General features: G+C 38.3%; 16 protein-coding genes. 12 read left to right on the top strand and 4 right to left on the bottom strand.

Annotated features, from left to right (window positions below; genetic code table 11):
* The first annotated feature begins 159 nt into the window (after positions 1-159).
* The 5 genes from BW976_RS19420 (at position 160) to BW976_RS19400 (ending at position 7,767) form a co-directional block, all read left to right on the top strand.
* Entirely contained in the window at positions 160-1,689 is a 1,530-nt protein-coding gene (locus BW976_RS19420; protein WP_076375532.1) for a type I restriction-modification system subunit M, read from the top strand.
* A complete protein-coding gene (locus BW976_RS19415) occupies positions 1,679-2,686 on the top strand; it encodes a PIN domain-containing protein (protein WP_076375530.1) in 1,008 nt (335 codons plus the stop codon). Before BW976_RS19420 ends, BW976_RS19415 begins: the two co-directional genes overlap by 11 nt.
* Positions 2,683-3,828, top strand: a complete 1,146-nt coding sequence (locus BW976_RS19410; RefSeq protein WP_076375528.1) for a restriction endonuclease subunit S — start codon at positions 2,683-2,685, stop codon at positions 3,826-3,828. The genes BW976_RS19415 and BW976_RS19410 overlap by 4 nt, the downstream gene beginning before the upstream one ends.
* Complete coding sequence (locus BW976_RS19405) at positions 3,825-6,959, top strand: type I restriction endonuclease subunit R (RefSeq protein WP_076375526.1); 3,135 nt, start codon at positions 3,825-3,827, stop codon at positions 6,957-6,959. Before BW976_RS19410 ends, BW976_RS19405 begins: the two co-directional genes overlap by 4 nt.
* A 406-nt stretch (positions 6,960-7,365) precedes the next feature.
* Positions 7,366-7,767: a hypothetical protein gene (locus BW976_RS19400; protein WP_076375524.1), complete on the top strand. Its 402-nt coding sequence runs from the start codon at positions 7,366-7,368 to the stop codon at positions 7,765-7,767.
* A 134-nt stretch (positions 7,768-7,901) separates the two neighbouring features.
* Here the strand turns inward: BW976_RS19400 and BW976_RS29485 are convergent, their stop codons facing one another.
* Positions 7,902-8,087 carry a hypothetical protein gene (locus tag BW976_RS29485; RefSeq protein WP_076375522.1) on the bottom strand — a complete coding sequence of 62 codons (186 nt, stop codon included), beginning with the start codon at positions 8,085-8,087 and terminating at the stop codon, positions 7,902-7,904.
* A gap of 63 nt (positions 8,088-8,150) precedes the next feature.
* On the opposite strand from BW976_RS29485, the gene BW976_RS19390 reads away from it, so the two are divergent.
* On the top strand, positions 8,151-10,469 hold the full coding sequence (locus tag BW976_RS19390) for a YecA family protein (RefSeq protein WP_076375520.1): 2,319 nt from the start codon (positions 8,151-8,153) through the stop codon (positions 10,467-10,469).
* 188 nt (positions 10,470-10,657) lie between these two features.
* A complete protein-coding gene (locus tag BW976_RS19385) occupies positions 10,658-11,188 on the top strand; it encodes a hypothetical protein (RefSeq protein WP_076375518.1) in 531 nt (176 codons plus the stop codon).
* A gap of 980 nt (positions 11,189-12,168) precedes the next feature.
* Here the strand turns inward: BW976_RS19385 and BW976_RS19380 are convergent.
* Positions 12,169-12,930, bottom strand: coding sequence for a hypothetical protein (locus BW976_RS19380; RefSeq protein ID WP_076375516.1), 762 nt, complete (start codon positions 12,928-12,930; stop codon positions 12,169-12,171).
* 129 nt (positions 12,931-13,059) lie between these two features.
* Here BW976_RS19380 and BW976_RS19375 point away from each other — a divergent pair, with 129 nt between their 5' ends.
* The 3 genes from BW976_RS19375 to BW976_RS19365 all read left to right on the top strand — a co-directional run bounded on the left by BW976_RS19375 (position 13,060) and on the right by BW976_RS19365 (position 17,965).
* Positions 13,060-15,936 carry a DEAD/DEAH box helicase gene (locus tag BW976_RS19375; protein ID WP_217696282.1) on the top strand — a complete coding sequence of 959 codons (2,877 nt, stop codon included), beginning with the start codon at positions 13,060-13,062 and terminating at the stop codon, positions 15,934-15,936.
* Between the two features lie 422 nt (positions 15,937-16,358).
* The gene (locus tag BW976_RS19370) at positions 16,359-16,796 is read left to right on the top strand and encodes a hypothetical protein (protein ID WP_076375514.1); all 438 of its coding nucleotides are present in this window, start codon (positions 16,359-16,361) and stop codon (positions 16,794-16,796) included.
* A gap of 8 nt (positions 16,797-16,804) precedes the next feature.
* Positions 16,805-17,965 carry a glutathionylspermidine synthase family protein gene (locus BW976_RS19365; RefSeq protein ID WP_076375512.1) on the top strand — a complete coding sequence of 387 codons (1,161 nt, stop codon included), beginning with the start codon at positions 16,805-16,807 and terminating at the stop codon, positions 17,963-17,965.
* A gap of 193 nt (positions 17,966-18,158) precedes the next feature.
* Here BW976_RS19365 and BW976_RS19360 read toward each other — a convergent pair whose 3' ends face one another.
* Together BW976_RS19360 and BW976_RS19355 are read right to left on the bottom strand one after the other, a co-directional pair.
* Complete coding sequence (locus BW976_RS19360) at positions 18,159-18,869, bottom strand: LytR/AlgR family response regulator transcription factor (RefSeq protein WP_076375510.1); 711 nt, start codon at positions 18,867-18,869, stop codon at positions 18,159-18,161.
* On the bottom strand, positions 18,866-19,879 hold the full coding sequence (locus tag BW976_RS19355) for a sensor histidine kinase (RefSeq protein ID WP_076375508.1): 1,014 nt from the start codon (positions 19,877-19,879) through the stop codon (positions 18,866-18,868). Before BW976_RS19355 ends, BW976_RS19360 begins: the two co-directional genes overlap by 4 nt.
* A gap of 221 nt (positions 19,880-20,100) precedes the next feature.
* Between BW976_RS19355 and BW976_RS19350 the strand changes: the two genes are divergently transcribed.
* Positions 20,101-20,616, top strand: a complete 516-nt coding sequence (locus BW976_RS19350; protein ID WP_175614140.1) for a DUF2911 domain-containing protein — start codon at positions 20,101-20,103, stop codon at positions 20,614-20,616.
* A gap of 119 nt (positions 20,617-20,735) precedes the next feature.
* Positions 20,736-21,272: a hypothetical protein gene (locus BW976_RS19345; RefSeq protein ID WP_139332354.1), complete on the top strand. Its 537-nt coding sequence runs from the start codon at positions 20,736-20,738 to the stop codon at positions 21,270-21,272.
* Positions 21,273-21,315 lie beyond the last annotated feature (43 nt).

Raw genomic sequence — 21,315 nt, 5'->3', positions numbered from 1 at the left:
TGGAGGTGAAGCTATATAATTTGATTGATAAATTATTAAAATATTTAAACCTAACTTTTAGATTCATTGATACAATTTAACTTCCTTTTTGGATTTCTCTATTTATAGCATTTTTCATAACGGATTTGTTATAATACCTTAGCACTATTAATTAGATAGATGACCAACATTTTAGAATTAGAGAAAACACTTTGGGCTGCAGCAGACAAACTTCGTAACAACATGGATGCTGCGGAGTATAAACATGTTGTGCTCGGACTGATTTTCTTGAAATATATTTCGGATGCCTTCGACGAGTTGTACCAACAACTTGACGCGGAAAAAGATCAAACCGGCGCGGATCCTGAAGACAAAGATGAATATACTGCCGAACGGGTATTTTATGTTCCACCGTCCGCCAGATGGAAGTGGCTACAGAGCAGAGCAAAGCTCCCCACCATCGGTAAAGATATAGATGATGCTATGGATGCTATCGAAAAAGATAACGTTGCATTAAAAGGTGTGCTTCCTAAAGATTATGCACGGCCAGCATTAGATAAGCAAAGACTTGGTGAGCTAATCGACTTAATTGGATCGATATCTTTAAGCAGCAACGGAAGCGGAAAAGGTAAAGATGTTTTAGGCTTTGTGTTTGAATATTTCCTTGGGCAATTCGCCGATGCGGAAGGAAAAAAGGGGGGGCAGTTTTACACCCCTCAAAGTATTGTTAAAGTACTTGTGGATGTACTTGCGCCTGCACCCGAAACACGCATTTATGACGGAGCCTGCGGTAGCGGCGGCATGTTTGTACAAAGCGAGCGGTTTATTGAAATGCACGAACATCGAAAAGGGAAGGTTTCAATTTTCGGACAGGAAAGCAACCCCACTACCTATAAACTTGCCAAAATGAATTTGGCTATCAGAGGTATTGACGCCAAAATTGAACTGGGCGACACCTTAATGAACGACAAATTCCCAGATCTTAAAGTTGATTATGTAATCGCAAACCCGCCATTTAATGTTAGCGACTATAATATTAATAAAGCCGAAACACACAAATGGAAATATGGCATACCACCAACCGGAAATGCGAACTATGCCTGGTTACAACATTTTATTAGCAAACTTGCCCCGTACGGAACAGCGGGTATTGTACTTTCAAATGGTAGTATGAGCAGCGATATTGCTACCGAAGGGCAAATAAGGCGTGAATTAATTGAAAATGACTTGGTTGATTGTATGGTGGCCTTGCCCTCGCAACTATTTTATAATACCCAAATACCGGCCTGTTTGTGGTTTTTAGCACGCAATAAAACAAATGGTAAGTTCCGCAATAGAAGCAATGAAACCTTATTTATTGATGCCCGCGAATTGGGGATTATGCTAAGCCGCAAACAAAGGGGGCTAACAGATAATGATATTGCAAAAATTGCCGATACCTATCACAACTGGCGGGGAAAAGAATACCAGGAGCAATACAAAGATGTACCGGGCTTTTGCAAATCAGCCAATGTTCAGGAGATTCGAAAAAACAATTACATTTTAACGCCTGGCAGATATATCGATTTTAAGGAGTTTGAAGATGACGGTGTATTGTTTGATGATAAAATGCAAAAGCTAACGGCAACTTTAAAAGAGCAAATGCAAATGGCGCAAACCATGGACGAAGCCATTAAAGCTAATTTAAAGAAGATAGGATATGAGCTATAAATTAAAAACACTTATTGTTTTTGACACCAACTCGCTCAGGAGTACCGAGGCGGGTGAGGTGGCTTATAGTACTTTTTATTTCGGTAGGCCTTTTCAGGCAATTGAAGAATTTATAACGGAAAATAAATTAACTGAAGATGTCCAGATTGCTATTCCAACCTGGGCAATTGAAGAATTGAAAGACCAGAAACAACGGCAATATAAAACAGACATTGAAGCTTTTCAAAAATTGAGCATACGGCTATCAGGGATTCCCGACATTCCTGAAATTAAGTTACCGGAAGGACAATTTGACTGTGCGGCTTATGTGGAGGGCAAAGCGCTGGAATATCTCGACAGCAAAAAAATTATGCTATTAGAGATAAAAGAAGAAATAGCTAATACTGTTTTGCAAAGTATGATGAAAAGGGTGATGAAAGACGAAAGCAAAAAAAAGCCTTTCTCTCACTCAGGGAAATTTAAGGATGCCGGTTTTAAAGATAACATAGTTTGGGAAAGCCTAATGCATTTTGAAGGACTAACAGATTACGATAAAGTGATTTTTTTAACTAAAGATGGTGACTATAAAAACTGTGAAATTGAATTTAAAGCTAAATGGCAAAAGCACATAACTATTTTACAGGATGAAAACAATGTGCTGGTTGATATCCAGAAAGACTATGATAATTACATAAAAGAAAGGGTTATTCATGATTTTGCACAGACAGAATACTTTACAGATTATCTTAAAGACGATTTGAAAGTAAAAACAATAATTGTTATTGAAGACGAAGAGTATAAAATTGAAAACTTTGCAATAGTCGATTCATGCAAGAATGTTGATCGCATGCTTCCAAATGAAGAGGAAGTAGAAAACATTACAATACTCTCCAAAATTGCAATACATTTTACAAACAAAGGCGAAAAAAAAATACAAATTGTGGAGGCTTCTACTACTCTTGAAGATGAAGAAACAAAAGAAATTGTTTCGACAGAATATAACTTTGAACTAAAATGAGCAAGTGGAAAACATATCTTTTAACCGATGCTGTTGATAAGTTAATTGATTATCGCGGAAAGACTCCTATCAAGACGTCTAAAGGGATCCCCCTGATTACCGCAAAGGTTATTAAGAATGGACATATATCGACTCCTAATGAATTCATAGCTGAAGATGACTATGATGGATGGATGACACGCGGTATTCCAGAATATGGAGATGTAGTATTAACGACAGAAGCCCCTTTAGGAGAGGTAGCTCAAATAGAGACATATGAGAAAATCGCTTTAGCTCAACGCGTAATAACTTTAAGAGGAAAAAAGGGAGTTATTGACAGCACATATCTGAAATATTTTCTTTTTTCACCAATTGGCCAGGGAAATCTTAAAGCAAAGGAGACAGGCTCAACAGTAACAGGGATAAAACAATCTGAATTAAGAAAATTAGAAATATACGCCCCCGATTTTAATGGTCAAGTTAAGATTGCCTCTATTCTTTCTTCGCTTGACAAAAAAATACAACTCAATATCCAAATGAACCAAACCCTTGAAGAAATGGCGCAACACCTTTTCAAGGAGTGGTTTGTGAATTTCAATTTTCCAGGATTTGATGATGAATTGGCCAATGATCTACCAATTGGATGGCATAAAGGAAAACTAGGTGAAGTGTTAGAATTGGTTTATGGAAAAGCGCTCAAAGCTGAAACACGAACACATGGGCAATATCCTGTTATTGGTTCAAATGGTATTGTAGGCTGTCATAATGAATACTTGGTTAAAGCCCCAGGAATCGTAATTGGACGAAAAGGAACAATCGGTGAAGTGCTATGGATCGATGAAAATTTCTTCCCAATTGATACTACTTTTTACGTTAAAGATTTATTAAATGTAAAAGGACTATTTTATCATTATTTTCTATTAAAAGAACAGTCATTCAAAAAAATCGGCTCTGATAGCGCAGTTCCTGGACTTAATAGAACTCAGGCCATGGATAGTGTTGTTACCATTCCACATTCTAAAATTATAAAGATGTTTAATTCCATCGTCAAACCAATATTTGAAAAAAAACAAGCAATCTTAAATGAAAGTAAAACTTTAACCGAACTCCGCGACAACCTGCTACCCAAACTAATGACCGGTAAAATTGAAATAAACGCATGAATAGTATCAGCGAAAACGAAATTGAGGAAATAGCCTTAGGTTATTTACAAACATTAGGATACCAGTATCTTAATGGCTTGGTAATGTCACCTGATGGCGAACATCCCGAAAGGCAATACAGCGATGTAGTGCTGGTTACCCGTTTGCGCGATGCTATTGATAAACTTAACCCCGATCTTAAACAGGAGGCCAAAGAAGATGCGTTAAAAAAAGTTTTACGTACTGAAAGCCCTAATCCATTAATAAATAATGAAACCTTTCACAGGTATCTCACCGAAGGTGTAGATGTGGAAATGCGAACCTCCGATGGTATCCGCGGAGAGAAGGTTTACCTCGTAGATTTTAACCAGCCAGAACGTAATGAGTTTTTGGCAGTTAATCAATTCACCATTATTGAAGGCAACCAAAATAAACGACCTGATATTATTCTGTTTATTAATGGTTTACCACTGGTAGTAATTGAATTAAAAAATGCAGTCGATGAAAACGCGACCATAAAAACAGCCTATAACCAAATACAGACTTACAAATGGGCCATACCATCATTATTTACTTATAATGAACTTGTTATCGTTTCAGATGGCTGGGACGCCTTATGCGGTACGATAACCAGCGACTATGGCCGGTTTATGAGTTGGAAAACCAAAGATGGTAATACAACTGCCGATACTTTACAGCCGCAAATGGAAGTAATGTTTACAGGTATGTTAAACAAAACAGTGCTTCTTGATTTAATCTATCATTTTATTGTATTTGAAAAAAGCAAAGACAAAACTTTGAAAAAAGTGGCCGCCTATCATCAATACTATGCAGTAAATAAAGCAGTAAGAAGCACGGTAAAAGCCAGCGGTTTTGATGGTGATAAACGCGGCGGCGTAATATGGCATACGCAGGGAAGTGGCAAAAGCTTAAGTATGGTTTTCTATTCGGGAAAACTCATTGTCGAGCCTGAAATGGAAAACCCAACGTTGGTAATTCTTACCGATAGAAATGATTTAGACGATCAACTTTTTGAAACATTTAGCAATTGCCAGCAGCTATTACGCCAGGAACCACAACAAGCCGAAAATAGAAGGCATTTACGAACGCTATTAAAAGTTGCTTCCGGAGGAATTGTGTTTACTACAATTCAAAAATTCATGCCTGGCGAGGTGGAAGTAGTCCAACCAAACATGCTCAGTGAACCTGCTGTTGAATATATTGGAGCCGATATAAAAGCACTTAGTGATAGAAAAAATATTGTAGTAATTGCTGACGAGGCACATCGTAGCCAATATGATTTTATAGATGGCTTTGCAAAGCATTTGCGCGATGCGTTACCTAACGCCTCATTTATTGGTTTTACAGGTACGCCCGTTGAAAGTACTGATCGTAATACCCAGGCCGTTTTCGGTAACTATGTTGACATTTATGATATTCAACAAGCAGTAAATGACCATGCTACCGTTCCTATTTTTTACGAGAGTCGTTTAGCGAAAGTTCATTTTGAGGAAGATGAAAAGGTAAAATTAGATGAGCAGTTTGAAGAGCTTACTGAAGGCGAGGAATTGAGTAACAGACAGCAGTTAAGAGCAAGGTGGACGAGGCTGGAGTCCATTGTAGGCAATCCAAATCGGATAAAAAAAATTGCCGAGGATTTGGTTAATCATTTTGAACAACGCAATGCCGTATTGGATGGAAAAGCGATGATTGTATGCATGAGCCGTCGAATTTGTGTGGAGATGTATCAGGAAATTATTCGTATACGCCCTAACTGGCATTCAGATGATGATAATAAAGGAACAATAAAAGTTGTAATGACAGGATCATCGACCGATGCTTTGAACATGCAACCACACATTCGAAATAAAACCCGTAGAAAAGCTATTGGCGAAAGATTGAAAAACCCTGCCGACAGTTTAAAGCTTGTTATTGTTCGGGACATGTGGCTAACAGGTTTCGATGCACCGTGCTTACACACTTTGTATGTAGATAAACCGATGCGAGGACATAGCCTAATGCAAGCTATTGCAAGGGTGAATCGTGTATTTACAGAAGGAAAAGCAGGTGGTTTAGTGGTAGATTATTTGGGCATTGCACAGGAACTGAAACATGCTTTGGCGGAGTATACTGCAAGTGGCGGAGAAGGCAAACCAACACTTGATCAGGAGTTGGCGGTTGCCAAGATGCTGGAAATTTATGAAGCAATAGAATATCAATTACGACATTTTGATTGGAAGAAGTTTTTCAGCTTAAAACCTGAAGAAAAATTAAAATTCATCCCTGTAATAGTTGATTATATATTTAGCCAGGAAAATGGAGAACAGAGTTTTGTTGAAAATACTAACAACCTCCTCAAAGCTTTTGCAATTTCCGTTCCTCACGACAAGGCAATTGCAATTAGGGACAACGTAGCTTTATTTCAAGCCATAAAAGCCCGATTGGTAAAAATATCTGATCGCAATGAAGGCGGAAAAAGCGATGAAGAAATCGATACAGCTATAAAACAAATTATCTCAGAAGCGATTACAGCAGATAAAGTGATTGATATTTTTGATGCTGCTGGTTTGAAGAAGCCAAGTATTGAAATTCTGGATGAACGCTTTTTACAGGAGCTAAAAGACTTACCACAAAAGAACTTAGCTGTTGAATTGTTAAAAAGGTTACTCAAAGATGAGATAAAAAAACGCACAAAGATCAATCTAGTAGAAAGCAAAAAGTTTTCTGAAATGCTTGAAGATGCTATAAAACGTTATCACAATGGCATGATTGACACAGTTGAGTTTTTAGAAAAGGTATTGATACCGTTCGCCGAACAGATAAAAGCAGCGGATAAAAGAGGGGAAAAATTAGGCCTGGATTATCGGGAGTATGCCTTTTATACAGCGTTGGAAATAAATAATAGTGCAGTATCTCTCCTTGGTGACGAAACACTCAAACACATAGCCCAAGAACTCTTAAAAACTGTAAGAAACAGTACTACTATTGACTGGACAATCAAGGAAAGTGTTCAATCAGCCTTAAGGCGAAACATCAGAAGAATCTTACGCTTGCACGGATACCCACCTGACCTACAAGAAAAAGCTGTAGAGACGATTATTACACAAGCGAAGATGTTGGCAGATGATTTGGATAACAATAGAATCGATTAATATATTTGATCAAAACTTCGGCTCAGAGAATCTATACCATCAAGTCACACTTAGATAGCGGATACCAGATCGGCATATACGCGAGCCATCAGTTAAAAACAGCTAGCCTTAATTGCCTAACTATTTTAAAAAGTAAATTTACAACACTACAATCCTCGATTATTCGGCTGAATTTCCACCAAATAAATCTTTTGCATCTACAATAGCCTGTATATCAGCGGAAAAGTTAGAACTTTTGCCGGTTCCCTACTTAAGGAAACACCATACATTGGTTGTTTCCTTTTTTTATGCCAATAAAAATCAGTGACCCAAATCGTTACGTCTCGTCATTTTTAGTTCGAACTTTGCTGACAAAATCCTTAGACTTTTATTCATCGTTTTCTCGGAATTAGATTTACCAGGAATTTTGGGCGATATTGACGTGCTGGCCATTGACCAGGCTGCTGCCCGCCTTTATTTGGACGAAGCGAAAAATACTACACCTTCCAAAGTGGCTAAAGAAATGGCAGAAGAAAGGGACCGCTTCCTGGTGGCTGATGGCAACGACCTCAGTTGGATGGAAAAACATTACCGACGCTTCCAGGTAATCACTGCGGATATATCAATCTTAAATATCCGCACGAATCTGGACTTAACCGGTTATAAGATTATCCCGGTTTTTATAACAACGCAGGATTTATTGATCCCTTATTTACTTCAGTCAAAGAAATTTACACCAAATTTCAATATGCCTATCTTTTCCTTTGACTACCTGAAAGAAAATGGAACGGCTTTTTTTACTGGCCTGAAATATGATTTTCAGCCATAATTTCTAAGATTTTTCAATGCTTGTTGATAAGAGAGTCCATTGCAAATGGCAATACTTCTAAGATATCATTTCTTCATATGATTATATTAGTGGTCTGGTTCTCTTTTATTTAACAGCGAGCAGCAGAGTTTACTTTATCCAAATAAATTCCTGTGATTAAACTCTGCAAGACGAAATAAACGTCCGTCCCGGTCGAAAGCTTCCAACGCTGTTATATCTTCCGAGATTTCCTGAAAGGCCGTGGCGCTAAGTTCGCGTACGTTCGCTAATTCTTGCCCGCATTGTGAGGCCAGGTAATAGGTTTTAGGGGGTGTTTTCATCAATCTATTGGTGTGTTCATCCAATGCAATTATATTTATAAAAAACTTAAGCCAAATCTGAATATGTTAAGAAATACTGCGGAAGTCCTTACAGACTTAAAAAAACTGATCTACACTCCAGGTTATATTTATTCGCTTTGCCTTATTCTTTTTGAGGATTTCCACATGGATTTGAACAAGATCCACGAAGTAGACCATATGTCCAGGCTAAGCGTCAAAGAATGTTCCTTGATTCTTGGCTTCCTGGTTCAAAAGGAAATTGATTTTACCTTCCCCGAGTCGCCGGAGCAATCATTCGGGCAGAAGGAACAAACATACACACTCATGGAAGAGCTCCATTGGTCTTTGAATGAACCGCAAATGGCCAAACTCCGGGACATGATGAAACGACAGGAAAAAGGCGAGGTATTTGAAGATGAGTGGCAGGATCGCCTGGATTTCTTCGTAAAAGACCAAGGCTTGATGGAACCGATGTTTTATGCAGGCGAAGGCGTTTACGATTTTCAGTACATGGAATATCTCGATGCGAAATATAAATATGACCGGGAATGGTTGCTGAAAAACAAGAACTTTGACATCGATACAATCCGGAAGATCGTTGATATGATTAAAGCATTTAGTTTGACAAAGGCCAAAAAAGTCTTGCCGGTTAATGTCCGGGATGTATTCCCTGAAGTAGCGGCGAAGGCACGGAAGCAAATGAAGAAAACGCATTCCAAGGAAAAGATCGATGAAATCGAAAGACAGCAACTTATCGCTTTTAGTTTTTATCGTTATAATGCGCTCTTTCCTGATCAAAATTCTTCAACTGATAGCGAAGAAGGCTGGAAAGTTTTTTATCAAAATTTACTGGAGCTATTTATTATTAGGCCATCTGACTTAACCGGCATTGATTCTGAAGCCGTTGGCCATTTCTTTAATAATTTTTCCTTTGCCCCCGTATGTAATGAAAGCTACGAGGGACCCGGTTATTACAATATCCTCAATTCCCGCCCACTGATCAACTTGGGTGAAGAACGTTATATGCTACTTATTGGCTTTTTGTTACCCGAGGCGGTTTATGAAAGCCCTTTCTACTGGATGTGGGATGATAAACAATACCGCGCTAGCCAGGCCAAACATCGCGGAGACGTCGGTGAAGAGATCGCTTATGATTTTTTGAGCCAGGTATTTGGCAAGGAAAATACTCATCGGTCTGTCTTGGTTGAAGGCAAAAAAGGCCATAGAGAAACTGATATCGATGTGCTTTGCCTGCTGGGTAACAAAGCATTATGCGTTCAGGTTAAGTCCAAAAAACTGACCCTTGGTGCCAAACGCGGAGACTTCGATCAACTATCGAAAGACTTCAAAGGTGCTATTCAGGATGCTTACGATCAGGGATTGGTATCGCGTGACGCTTTGTTAAATCGCAAGGCCAAGTTTATTAATACGGATGGGAACGAGATCGCTCTGCCGGAAAACCTCAGTGAGGTTTATATCATGGGACTGACTACCGAAAACTATCCAACTCTGGCGCATCAGGTTCATATGATGCTCAACAAAAAAGAGCAAGACCCGTTCCCTTTATTTGTTTCTGTTTTCGATTTGGAATTGCTTGCCTATTATCTGAAAGATCCTTATGATTTTCTGTATTATATGCGACAAAGGACCAGGTTGATGGATTACTTTCGCGCGGATGAAGAATTGGTATATCTCGGATATCATCTTGATCAAAAACTTTGGCCGAGAGATGGTGCCGATTTTGTCGCTTTAGAGACGGATTTTGGAAAGCTCATCGATCGAAATTTCTATCCCTATAAAACAGGTAAATTGCACTTACTTCCTGAAAAGGATGATCCGATCTCACACCGTTGGAAAGATCCACAATTTGATCTTTTAGTTAAGGCTATCAAAGCGACACGCAATCAGAAAGCAACTGATATTATTTTCCATTTGCTGGATTGGTCCGGTGACGCCCGCAAGGGAATTGTTGGGCACATGGGCAAAACAAAAAATGATGCACGACGCGAAGGGGCAAATAAAACAATGGCAACTCCGGTCGCTTCAGATTTCGGCCTGAGCTATTTCGTGATTAATAACCCCGACCCTAAAGAACTAGAAGGCCAAACCTTTGTATATGCACAGCTCCGAAAATATTTGAACAAGTCTAACGCCTGGCTCGGCCTCGGTGCCTATTCAGCAAGTCCTCACCTGATAGATGCCTTGATATATTTCGACGACCCGTGGAAACCGGACCCGGAACTGGAGGTTACTTTTCAGGACGAATTGACAAAGATGAAAACAACTCGTCCTATCCCGTTAAAACCACGAGGTAAAATAGGCAGAAATGAACCTTGTCCTTGTCAAAGCGGTAAAAAATATAAATACTGCAGTATGCAATAAATTATATCTGAAGTCCGACTTGTCAATAACTAACTAATTGCCAGTCTTTTTATATAAATGATTGGCAAAGTATTGCTGCGCAAATAGGCTGCGTAGTGCGGTTTTTCTTTTGTCCAAGTGATCTTTATAGCTTTATTATTTGATTAAAATTGAGCTATTAATCTTTAAGAACGCTAATTGCTAAGAAAATGAATGGTCTTCAAGAAATGATTTTAATAGGTGAGATTGTTCTACAATCTAAAATTGCACAAAGAGCTGCTGGGCGTCTACGCGCTACACATGAAAATTTTGATCATGTTGAAACATGGTGTTCAATACAATCTATTCTTGTATCGGTGGGAAATGTGTCAAAAATTCTTTGGCCTATTGAGAAATATAAAGGACGCGGCGTAGAGCTAAGGAAAATATTGAAAGTTGAGAAGGACAATCCTCTTTCCAATCGTAAATTTCGCAATCACTTCGAGCATTATGATGAGCGCGTCGACGAATATTTTAGTTATAATTCACAAGGGCTTTACATTGACTTGGCGATGAATCCCTCCTTAACAAGTGGAATCTTTGGCGATCTCCCTCTGAATACTCATAGAGGTTATAATTCTTTTAATAATACATTAGTATTTCGCGATGAAATGCTTGACTTAAACGAAATACTGGTAGCACTTGATGATTTACTCACCAATTGCAAACCGTATTCGTTAAGCACTTATTATAAAAAATAACCTTAAAATATTGCACGCGTCAAAAACAGCTAAGTAGTACATAATTATTACCTAATTTCGGCTATTTCTTGTCGATAATTTCACCTAAATAAACACTCGATAATAAATTAGTTATATTCAGTTGTTCCGTCTTTAAAAAGAAGACAATCTGCGAATTGCGTTCAAGAAATTTTAATTAATTTGTGTACTGAAGCTACTTAAGGAAACAACCTAATTATGGTTGCTTCCTTTTTTATGCCAATAGATATCTGTTAGCCAGAGCCTTACAGTCGGACATTATTAGTTCGAAATTTCCCAAAATAATCTTTGGACCTTTACACAATATAGTCTAAAAGATGGGCAGAAAGGTACATTTACGACGTTTTTTCAAGTACATGATTACACAAATGATCATAAAGGGTTTATTGTTTGGAAAGAATTGTTAGACGAGAAATTATATCGATCTATACCCTTGGCATCTATTACTGCCTCTATATCGGCATGAAAGTTAGAACTTTTGCCGCTTCCCTACTTAAGGAAACACCATACCATCGGTGTTTCCTTTTTTTATGCCAATAAAAACCTGTGAACCAAATCGTTAAGTCTCGTCATTTTTAGTTCGAACTTTGCTGACAAAATCCTTATACTTTTATTCAATGTGGTCTAAAAAGGGAACTGAAAGTTGCTTTTAAGCTGTCTTCTCAAGGTTCGAATTCTCCTTAAGGTTAGGCGCATTTTGATTGGCTCTATGTTTGTTGTAATTCTTTGCTATAATATACAGAAATTCTAATATAACGCTCGCCTCAGTATCATCCACTTGGATGCCATTTTTAGCTAATATCGACATAGCCTGTTTTACGGAAGTCTTAATAAATGGAGCTAAAAATAATCTTTTCGACGATGATAAGTCGATTCTGAAATATATCTATTTTAATTTTATCTTCTCCATTCCTAACATTGAAGATAAATTAAAAAAAACGTTTAATTATTAACTATACTGCTTACTTGATAGACGTTCGTCCTTTGTAATTAGAAATAAGTCCGGGTTGATAAAAATTTATGAAAGATTTGACCGCTACAACTATTGACTTCAAATTTAAATCAAGTATATCCTGATAGACATTATCGTACGATGTAAAACCATTTTTTCTTCGCTCTTTCAGGTGAGTTAACTCATCACGAAGCTTTTTTAACCTTGCTATCCTATCCATCTTTTTGGGATATTTTTGTGCAAAGTCTTTATTACATAGCCTCGGAATAATAGTGTTCATTTTATCCTCAAAGGATGTCCATCTCTGTATATGCTCCTTTTCTACAAGTTTTCCATTGTAATTGATTAGTGCATAATCTGGCAGCATCTGATTCATGAAAGCTTCCAAAGCAAAGAAGGAAAATATGATACCTACTGATGTGACTTTGAATACATAACTAAATACTACCGTTCCAGAATTTGCACCTTCATTTAAAGTGTTAGCGAATAAAGATCTTGCGTCTTCTAATTGTCGAACGGCATCAAATGCTAATGAGAAATAAAAAGTTACAGGATTAGGCTCCAACATCAAAAAACTCTTTTGCTTAAATTTCAATCTATTAATTCCAAACAGTTCCTTATCGCCTATTTGTAGGAATACAAGGCTTTTATCACGAAGAATTTTCTTTAACTGTTTTTCGGAATTCACTTTTGGAACATCATCTAACTGTACTGGGCGATCTCCGTCACTATTATACTCGCGACCCTTAAAATTTATCTTTGTGCCTTTCATCTGCTTCTCTTTTTCTAAAAGTAAGAAATAGTATAAAGCTTATCTATTTATTATTCACGCTCTTTATATACATAGATAACAATAGTTTGTTGCTTAACTTTGAAATAAGTTAAACACCTGCCGCCCGGAATGAAAGATGATCGATTGATTCTTTATAAGTCCTTATTCAAAGGTAGAGAAGATGTATTTGCATTAAGATGGGAGAAAGGTGGTAAAAGCAGCTATATTCCGGCTTACCGTTTTGATCCACACCGATATAAGTTGCATCAAATGAAAGGCGGTACTTTTCAAACTTTTTCTGATAAAACATACCAACCCTTAACAGACGACCATTTAATTAAGCACCTAAAAGGAGAGCAAGTTGTAGGCCTTTACCCATTATTGCAAGATAATACATCATGGTTCATTGCAGCAGACTTTGACGAAGCAGATTGGATTGAGGAATGCCGGACATTTATTAAAATTTGCGAGGAGTATGATATACCTGCTTATTTGGAGCGTTCTCGTTCCGGTAAAGGCGGCCATGTATGGATATTTTTTGAAGAACCTTATGAGGCATTCAGAAGCAGAAAAATAATGACGGCATTGCTACAGAAAGCAGGTTTAATTTCAGTATTCGATAAAAACTCAAGTTTTGACAGGTTATTTCCAAATCAGGATTACCATTCAAAAAAGGGCTTGGGGAATCTTATTGCTTTACCCTTAAACAAAACGAGCTTAAATGATGGCAATAGCTGTTTCATTGATCCTGAAACCTTAAAGCCCTTTGATGACCAGTGGCTATTTTTAAAAACGATCAAGACAATAACGATAAGCCAACTCAATTACATTTACAAAGAGCAAACTGACTATAACGAACTTTCAACAGGACTATTTCAAAAAGAACAACCTGTAGCTGGTAAGTTGGCAATAGTATTGAACAATGAAATTCATATTAGCCGTATAGGCTTACCTGCTCCATTTGTTGGCTTTTTAAAAGAGGAACTAAACTTTGCCAACAATGAATACCAGGTAAAGAAGAATATCAATAAAAATACATTTGGCGTAAAACGCTACTTCAAACTGTTGAATGAAACGTCTGAATCGATTTCAGTACCACGTGGATTTATTGGTAGGTTATTACGGTTTTGTAAAGAGCAGCAAATTGAATATGTGTTTGACGATCAAAGAAAGAAAGCAGACTTAATAAGTTTTAAAGGCACTACTTCATTAAGGGAGTATCAATTAACCGCGCAGCATGCAGCTACTAAAAAAGATTTTGGAATTATTGTCGCTCCGCCTGGCTCTGGTAAAACGGTATTGAGTTTGGCTATTATAAAAGACAAGCAGCAACCGGCACTCATTTTAGTTCATCGCAAGCAATTGGCAGACCAATGGATAGAACGCATAGAATTCTTCCTAGGGATTCCCAAAAAGGATATTGGACGTATTGGTCAAGGAAAGAGCAAGCCCGGTAAACACATTACTGTAGCCATGATCCAAAGCATGGAAAAAGCGCTGGCAACATCTGAAAATGCAGAGCTGATGAATGCGTTTGGCACCATTATCATTGATGAGTGCCACCATGTTCCGGCGGAAACTTATCAGCGTGTTATTGGGAAACTCAATAGCTACTATATGTACGGCCTTACCGCTACACCATTTAGAAAGTATAACGATGGCAAGTTAATATTTATTCATTTGGGAGAAATTATCCATGAGGTTAAAGCACCGGAGGTGCAAAATCAAAATGGTACGCAGATTATCATTAGGGATACCGATCTGTTCGTACCCTTTAATACCAAAACAGACAAGTTCGAAACGCTATTTAAGATCTTGATCCACGATTCAGCAAGGAATCAACTCATTTTAAATGATGTGATATCACAACTAAATGCCGGTAGAAAAGCTGTTATCATCACAGAACGGAAAGAGCATATCACTTCTCTGCAACAATATTTAAAACAAAATTACGACACCATAGCATTAAGTGGCGAAGATTCCGACTTATCTAAAAAATCTAAATGGGCTGCCATAAATAAAGGTGACTTCCAGGTGCTGATTACAACAGGCCAGTATTTTGGCGAAGGAACGGATATTCAAAATATAGAATGCTTATTTTTAGTTTACCCGTTCGCTTTTGAAGGCAAGCTCATCCAATATATCGGCAGGGTACAACGATCAGAAATATCACCAATTATATATGATTACCGTGATCACAAAATTAGCTACCTGGAAAGGCTGTTTCAAAAGAGAAATCTGTATTATAAAAAGCTTGATCAACATAACCTAACGAGTCCAGTAGATGAAAGCGAAATAGTAAGCGGTCAAATCAACGAGAAAATTGAGGTGCCAATTGAACAATTAGAATTCAGGTTTGGCAGCATTGCGTTTAAACATATCGTTGCTGACTTTAACGGTAAGGAAGTTGAATTTGAGATAGAGAATTTAAATGTCAGGCCGGAGTTTACCGTGCTTAAGCCCTACTTCATCCGGTTCCTGAAAAGTACAACGGTATTGGTAAACATACGAGCTACATTCCAACACAACAGGTTGGTATTTAAATCAGCATCCTCCAGTGATCTTGATAAAATAAACCGCGAAGTCATTGACAGTGTAAAGTTCCGGTTCTTAAATAAAGAAATTATTAAAGGTACCCCGGCAGGTAAAGAAAATCTATTGGATGCCGGGCAAGTGCAAGGCGGCAGTGAACAATTGATTTATACAAATGAGGATGATCTATTAGAAAACATACTGGCTCTTAAGCAGTATAAGCATCATCGTCATCTCCGTTACCTTTCCCAAAAACATGAACGATCTATATTAAAGCTCCGATTTGTATTAGAGCCTTTTTCATTTGTGTTCTTGCTCTCTGGCAATAATCAATATCATCTGGTTTGGGAAACATTAGATACCGAAGAGGCGACCTATATCTGGCATTTTGAAAAGTCTGTTTACGAACTCGAACGAAGTATAAAGCAGATAGATGGACTGCTTGGACAGATACGAACAAAAGGCAGACAGTAACATCTCGAAACTAATCCTGAACAACTTAGTCGCATCGTACATGATTACACAAATGATCATAAAGGGTTTATTGTTTGGAAAGACTTGTTAGAAGAGAAATTATTTTGATACAAGCCTTTTGCGTCCAGTACCGCATATATATCATTATAAAGGGTCGATCTTTTGCCACTCAATTCTACATTTCAAGTCAAAAGCCTTAAGTCGAAAGATTTGAGGTTTTTTTTATTTTTGTACTATCCGTTTATTTTACGCGAGTGTGAACACTCGCAATTGTTTTTCGGTTGAGCGTAGACGCTTAACCGGGTGGGATTAAAAGACTGGAGTGGGTAAATCAACAGTTACGTGATAGTTATTAAAGTTTATCGCTCTCAAAAACTAAAAGCATAACAATTTCTGTTATTTTAGTGCCCATAAAAACCTAAATGAAAAAACGCAACTCACTGGCCCTTATAGCATTTGCTACGATAGTTTTAAGCTCATGTGATCAGGATGAGCAGCATCAAACTGTTGGCACCTGGGACGGCACGGACTATAACACCGGAAAAGACACCATAATTAATCAGCATTCATACCATTACAGCAGCTATGGCTACTGGTATTGGTATAATAGTGGCCAGGTTACCCGTTACTACCCTCGTACGGGTTATTCCCAAACTTTGTCTGCAGATGAGCACCGCAGTGGCGCGTTTCTTTCCTCCTCAATACACACCGGGAACGGCGGCGCCGGTGAAGATCCAGCTCATTTTAGCAGCGGACACGGCGGCACGGTGGAGGGTTTTGGCAGAACAGCGCACGGGGTTTCATCAGGTGAAGGCTTTGGAGGCTCGGCCCATGCAGGCGGCGAGGGCGGTGGAGAATAAATTCCCATATGCAAAGGATCAAAATTACACCACGCCGGCAATGGCAGGAGCTGGTAGAGAAACAGGGCTTTCTTTACCATACACTGGATGACGTACCCTATTGGGACGAATCTGCATGCTATAAGTTTTCCGAAAAGGAAATACTCATGCTTGAATCAGCAACGCAGGAGCTTCACGCCATGTGTATCGAAGCAGCCCAATATGTTATTGACAATGATCTTTTTGCTTTATTTGGTATTCCTGAGGCAGTGGTACCGTTGGTTCGTCATGCCTGGAACGAAAGTGATACCGGCTTTTGGTCGCTGTACGGCAGGTTTGATCTGGCCTATGATGGTATTAATCCGCCAAAAATGCTTGAATTCAATGCTGATACGCCAACCTCTCTGTTTGAAGCAAGCATTGTACAATGGTTTTGGTTAAAGGATTATAAACCATCGGCCAACCAATTCAACTCCATCGATGAAAAGCTCAGGGCCGCCTGGGAATGGATACATGCCCAGTATCACTCATCGCTTTATCATTTTGCCTGTCTCAAAGTGGCGAAAGGCAATATTCCCACGCTTCAGCTTCGCGAAGATATTACCAACACAGCCTATATTCTCGATACTGCCTCTACAGTAAAGGATCTTAAATATCATTTTACAGATATTGGTAATATTATCTGGGACGGCGTCCGGTTTGTAGACGAGTATAAAAACCCGGTAGAAACGCTCTTTAAATTGTATCCATGGGAGTGGATGATTAACGAGGTGGACACAGCCAGTTTTGGAAAAAGCACTGTTAACTGGATCGAGCCCATTTGGAAAATGCTATGGTCAAACAAAGCGCTGCTGCCCGTTTTATGGCAGCTATATCCCAATCATCCAAACCTGCTTCCTGCATATTTTGAGCCGCAGTCAGCAACTTATATAAAAAAGCCGAAGCTTTCCCGTGAAGGCGCAAATATAGAAATGGTACAAAACGGTCAGATAGTATTGAGTACCGGTGGTGATTACGGAACAGAGGGATTTGTGTACCAGGATATAGCCAATATACCTGATATGGATGGCAACTATCCGGTCATCGGATCATGGATAATTGGCGGCGAGGCGGCAGGCATGGGTATCAGGGAGAGTAACTCCATTATAACTGACAACGTAAGCCGATTTGTGCCGCACTATTTTGAATAGCAAACATCGCCAAATAAGCGCCGCCTTTGTTGCTTAATGCTTCACTTATTATTACGATATAGTTGTTATAAAAAAATTTATTCTCCTGGCTAGAGCGTCTTGTTTTCCATTTTATTATTTCGTTGACTAAAATCAACAGCAATCATTTTACAGTATAAATAATCTAAATCAAATTCAGGCAGCTTCCAGGCAATTAAAATTTCTTTTTGTCGATAATCTCCATAAAACTACTTCTGAATTTTTCACTAACAGGAAGCCGTTTATCACCTATAAAAATATGGTTATCTTCTATTTTAACCAACTGCTCGGAATTGATAATATAGGAATTATGTATCCTGATAAATGGTTGCAATAATTGTTGCTCAATATCCTTCAATCTACGGTAAATAAGTAACTGCTCCTGTAAGGTAACCAATCTTACATAGTCTTTTTCTCCCTCAAAATACAAGATATCCTTCAATGATATTTTTCTGAATGCTTTACCAGATTTTACGAAAAAGTAATCCCTGTCCGTTTCGGCATTTACAGACCTTTCCGACTGATGTTTCAAAAAATAGGGTTCTATTTTCTGTACTGATGATAAAAAACGCTTTAAAGTGATGGGTTTCAGCAGATAGTCGATTGTTTGAAAAGTATAACTTTCTGCAGCATATTCAGAATAAGCTGTGGTAAAAACAATTTTGGTTTGAGGCGGTAACAAGGTCGCCAATTCCATACCGGTAAGCTGTGGCATATTAATATCCAGAAAAATAAAATCAACATGATTCTTCTTCAAAAAAGCCAAGGCCTCCAGCGCATCATAACATTTGGCTTTTAGCTGCCACTCTGTGCTTTGTTTTATCAGCAACTCCAGCAGGTCAACCGCGTCCGGCTCATCATCAATAATTATGCAGCTCAAATTCATACAAGTGGTATTTTTAAAAAGGCGAGGTACAGTTCCCCTTCTTTCTTGGTAGTTAACTCAAAATTTGATCCATATAACATCGATAGTCTTTTGGTTAAATTAGCTATCCCAAATCCGTTTGAATTGGTTGGCACTGTTGTGTTAAACCGGTGATTGCTTGTGCTGAAAAGCAGGTAGCCCTCTTTTTGGATTAACGAGATATCTATCTGGTTCTGCTTACTTGATTTATTGATCCCATGCTTGAAAATATTTTCTACAAAAGTCATCAGTAACATTGGCGGGACGCGTAATTCTGTTTGATATACTTTCTCAAAGTTAATAGTAACACCATACCTGATACGGATTCTTTCCAATGCCATATAGTTTTCAATAAATGCAACCTCCGTTGTCAAGGGTACTACATCTTTCGGACTTTCGTCAACAAAATAACGCATGATATCCGACAAACGCTCTATCAGGTTGGCCGAAGGAGGATCAACTTTATAAACCTTATAGTAAATATTGTTCAACGTGTTAAACAGGAAATGGGGCTGTACCTGCGATTTGAGTAAATTGAGCTCGGCCTGGCTTTTTTGCAGCATAATCTCTTCGGTTTGCTGCTTTAAAGTAAAGTAAGCAATGGATATACGAAAAATAAGACTGAGAATGTAAATCAGGATTCCGCTTGGGACATAATAAAGCAAATTCAAAAACTTGATATGAACCGGTTTTATTATGGAGAAATACTGATAAAGCATAATGGACGTATATCCACGCGACATCCCTACAACCACAAGAAGAAGTATCACCAGGATACCGTACCAAACAAACTTCTTTTTTTGATAAAACACGGGATACAGGATCAGGATGTTTCCATAAATAATAATCGCGTAGGAAAACGTGCTGATTAGAGTAGATACCACTGATTTCTTGGCGCCATCCATCGGCAATGCCGAAAAAAAAATCAACAATAATACAGCAACCCAGATTAGCAGCTGAAGCAGAGTAGTACTGGGTCTTCTTATTTTCATATTCAAAAATACCAAGCTTTTATATTTAAAGGTATTGTTTTATATCATTGAGGCATTATTCTCTGCAATTACCCCAAAAATTCAGACAATTAGCCAAAAGAATACCAAAAGCCAGGTTGTCGAATAAATAACCACTATCATTCGAAATAAACCCCGGTGGGTCGAAAAGATTCGTAAAGGCGATTTGCAAAAGGCAGCTTTGATCATCAAAAATCAAAGCCATGAAACCAATCAAAAACACTTACCTACTTTTAATCGCAGTAATTCTATCGGCCTCGGCCTATGCACAAACTCCTAAACCACGGGTAAGCCCGGCCGAATCCGTAACCGGAAAAGTAGGCGATGCTACCATCACTATTCATTACAGCAGCCCATCGGTGAAGGGCAGAAAAATCTGGGGCGGATTAGTTCCTTATGATACAGTTTGGCGTGCAGGCGCTAATGAGGCCACTACTTTTGAAACCGATAAAGATATTAAAATAGGGCATAAACAATTACCTGCAGGCAAATACGGTTTTTTCCTGGTACCGAAAGAAAAAGATAAATGGATAGCTGTTTTTAATAAAGTACCTAACCAATGGGGCGCTTTCAAATATGATGAAACCAAGGATGAACTCCGTGTTGAAGTAAAAACAAGTTCCCTGGCGGATAATCAGGAAATGCTAGCTTATAAAATCACCCCAAAAGGGTTCTTACTAAACTGGGAAAAGCAATCCGTTTTTATTCCGGTAAAATAACCCTATAAACAGGATCATAATTCAAACTTTAAAACTTCCATAAGCATACATATATGCTCGCATGCGAGCATATATGTATGAGTGTATTTATTATCAGCCAATTAAAAATCTATCAAACTATGAAAAGAATTTCGTTAATCACAGCAATATGCTTATTTGTCTTTAGCATATCTTCTTGCAGCAAAAAAAAGGATGCCGCCCCGGTTACCAATAGCGACAGCAATTGGAAATTTGGAACCTATACCTATAACAGAGGAACCTCTTCACAAGCAAATGACGGTACTTTTAATACAATGGTTGTTGGCACCACCGATAACAATGATAAAGGAGTTTATTCGGGCAGTACTTTAATTTTTATCTGGAATCCTCTGGGTGCCGGGAAATATAACATAACAACCTCCAGCCTGGTAACAACCAGTCCTGGTGTTAAATTAATAAATATCCAATGCCAAATTGGTACAGCGGTTACCACGGGTTCTACCAAGTATTCTTCAACGGCTAATACTAATGTTACTGCAGATATAAGTGTAGATGCAAACGGAAAATACCATATCAACCTAAGCCAACCGGTTGTTTTAACTAAAGATCAAATTATAGGAGGCGGCGTACAAGGCGCTGCTGATACTTATCCATTAACTGTAAACAATGCCTATTAAATCTTTCTCCATCAGCTATCAAATGCCATAGTGCTCTTTTACT

This window comes from Mucilaginibacter lappiensis, assembly GCF_900155965.1.
GTDB lineage: Bacteria > Bacteroidota > Bacteroidia > Sphingobacteriales > Sphingobacteriaceae > Mucilaginibacter > Mucilaginibacter lappiensis.
This window is presented reverse-complemented; position numbering and strand designations above follow the sequence as displayed.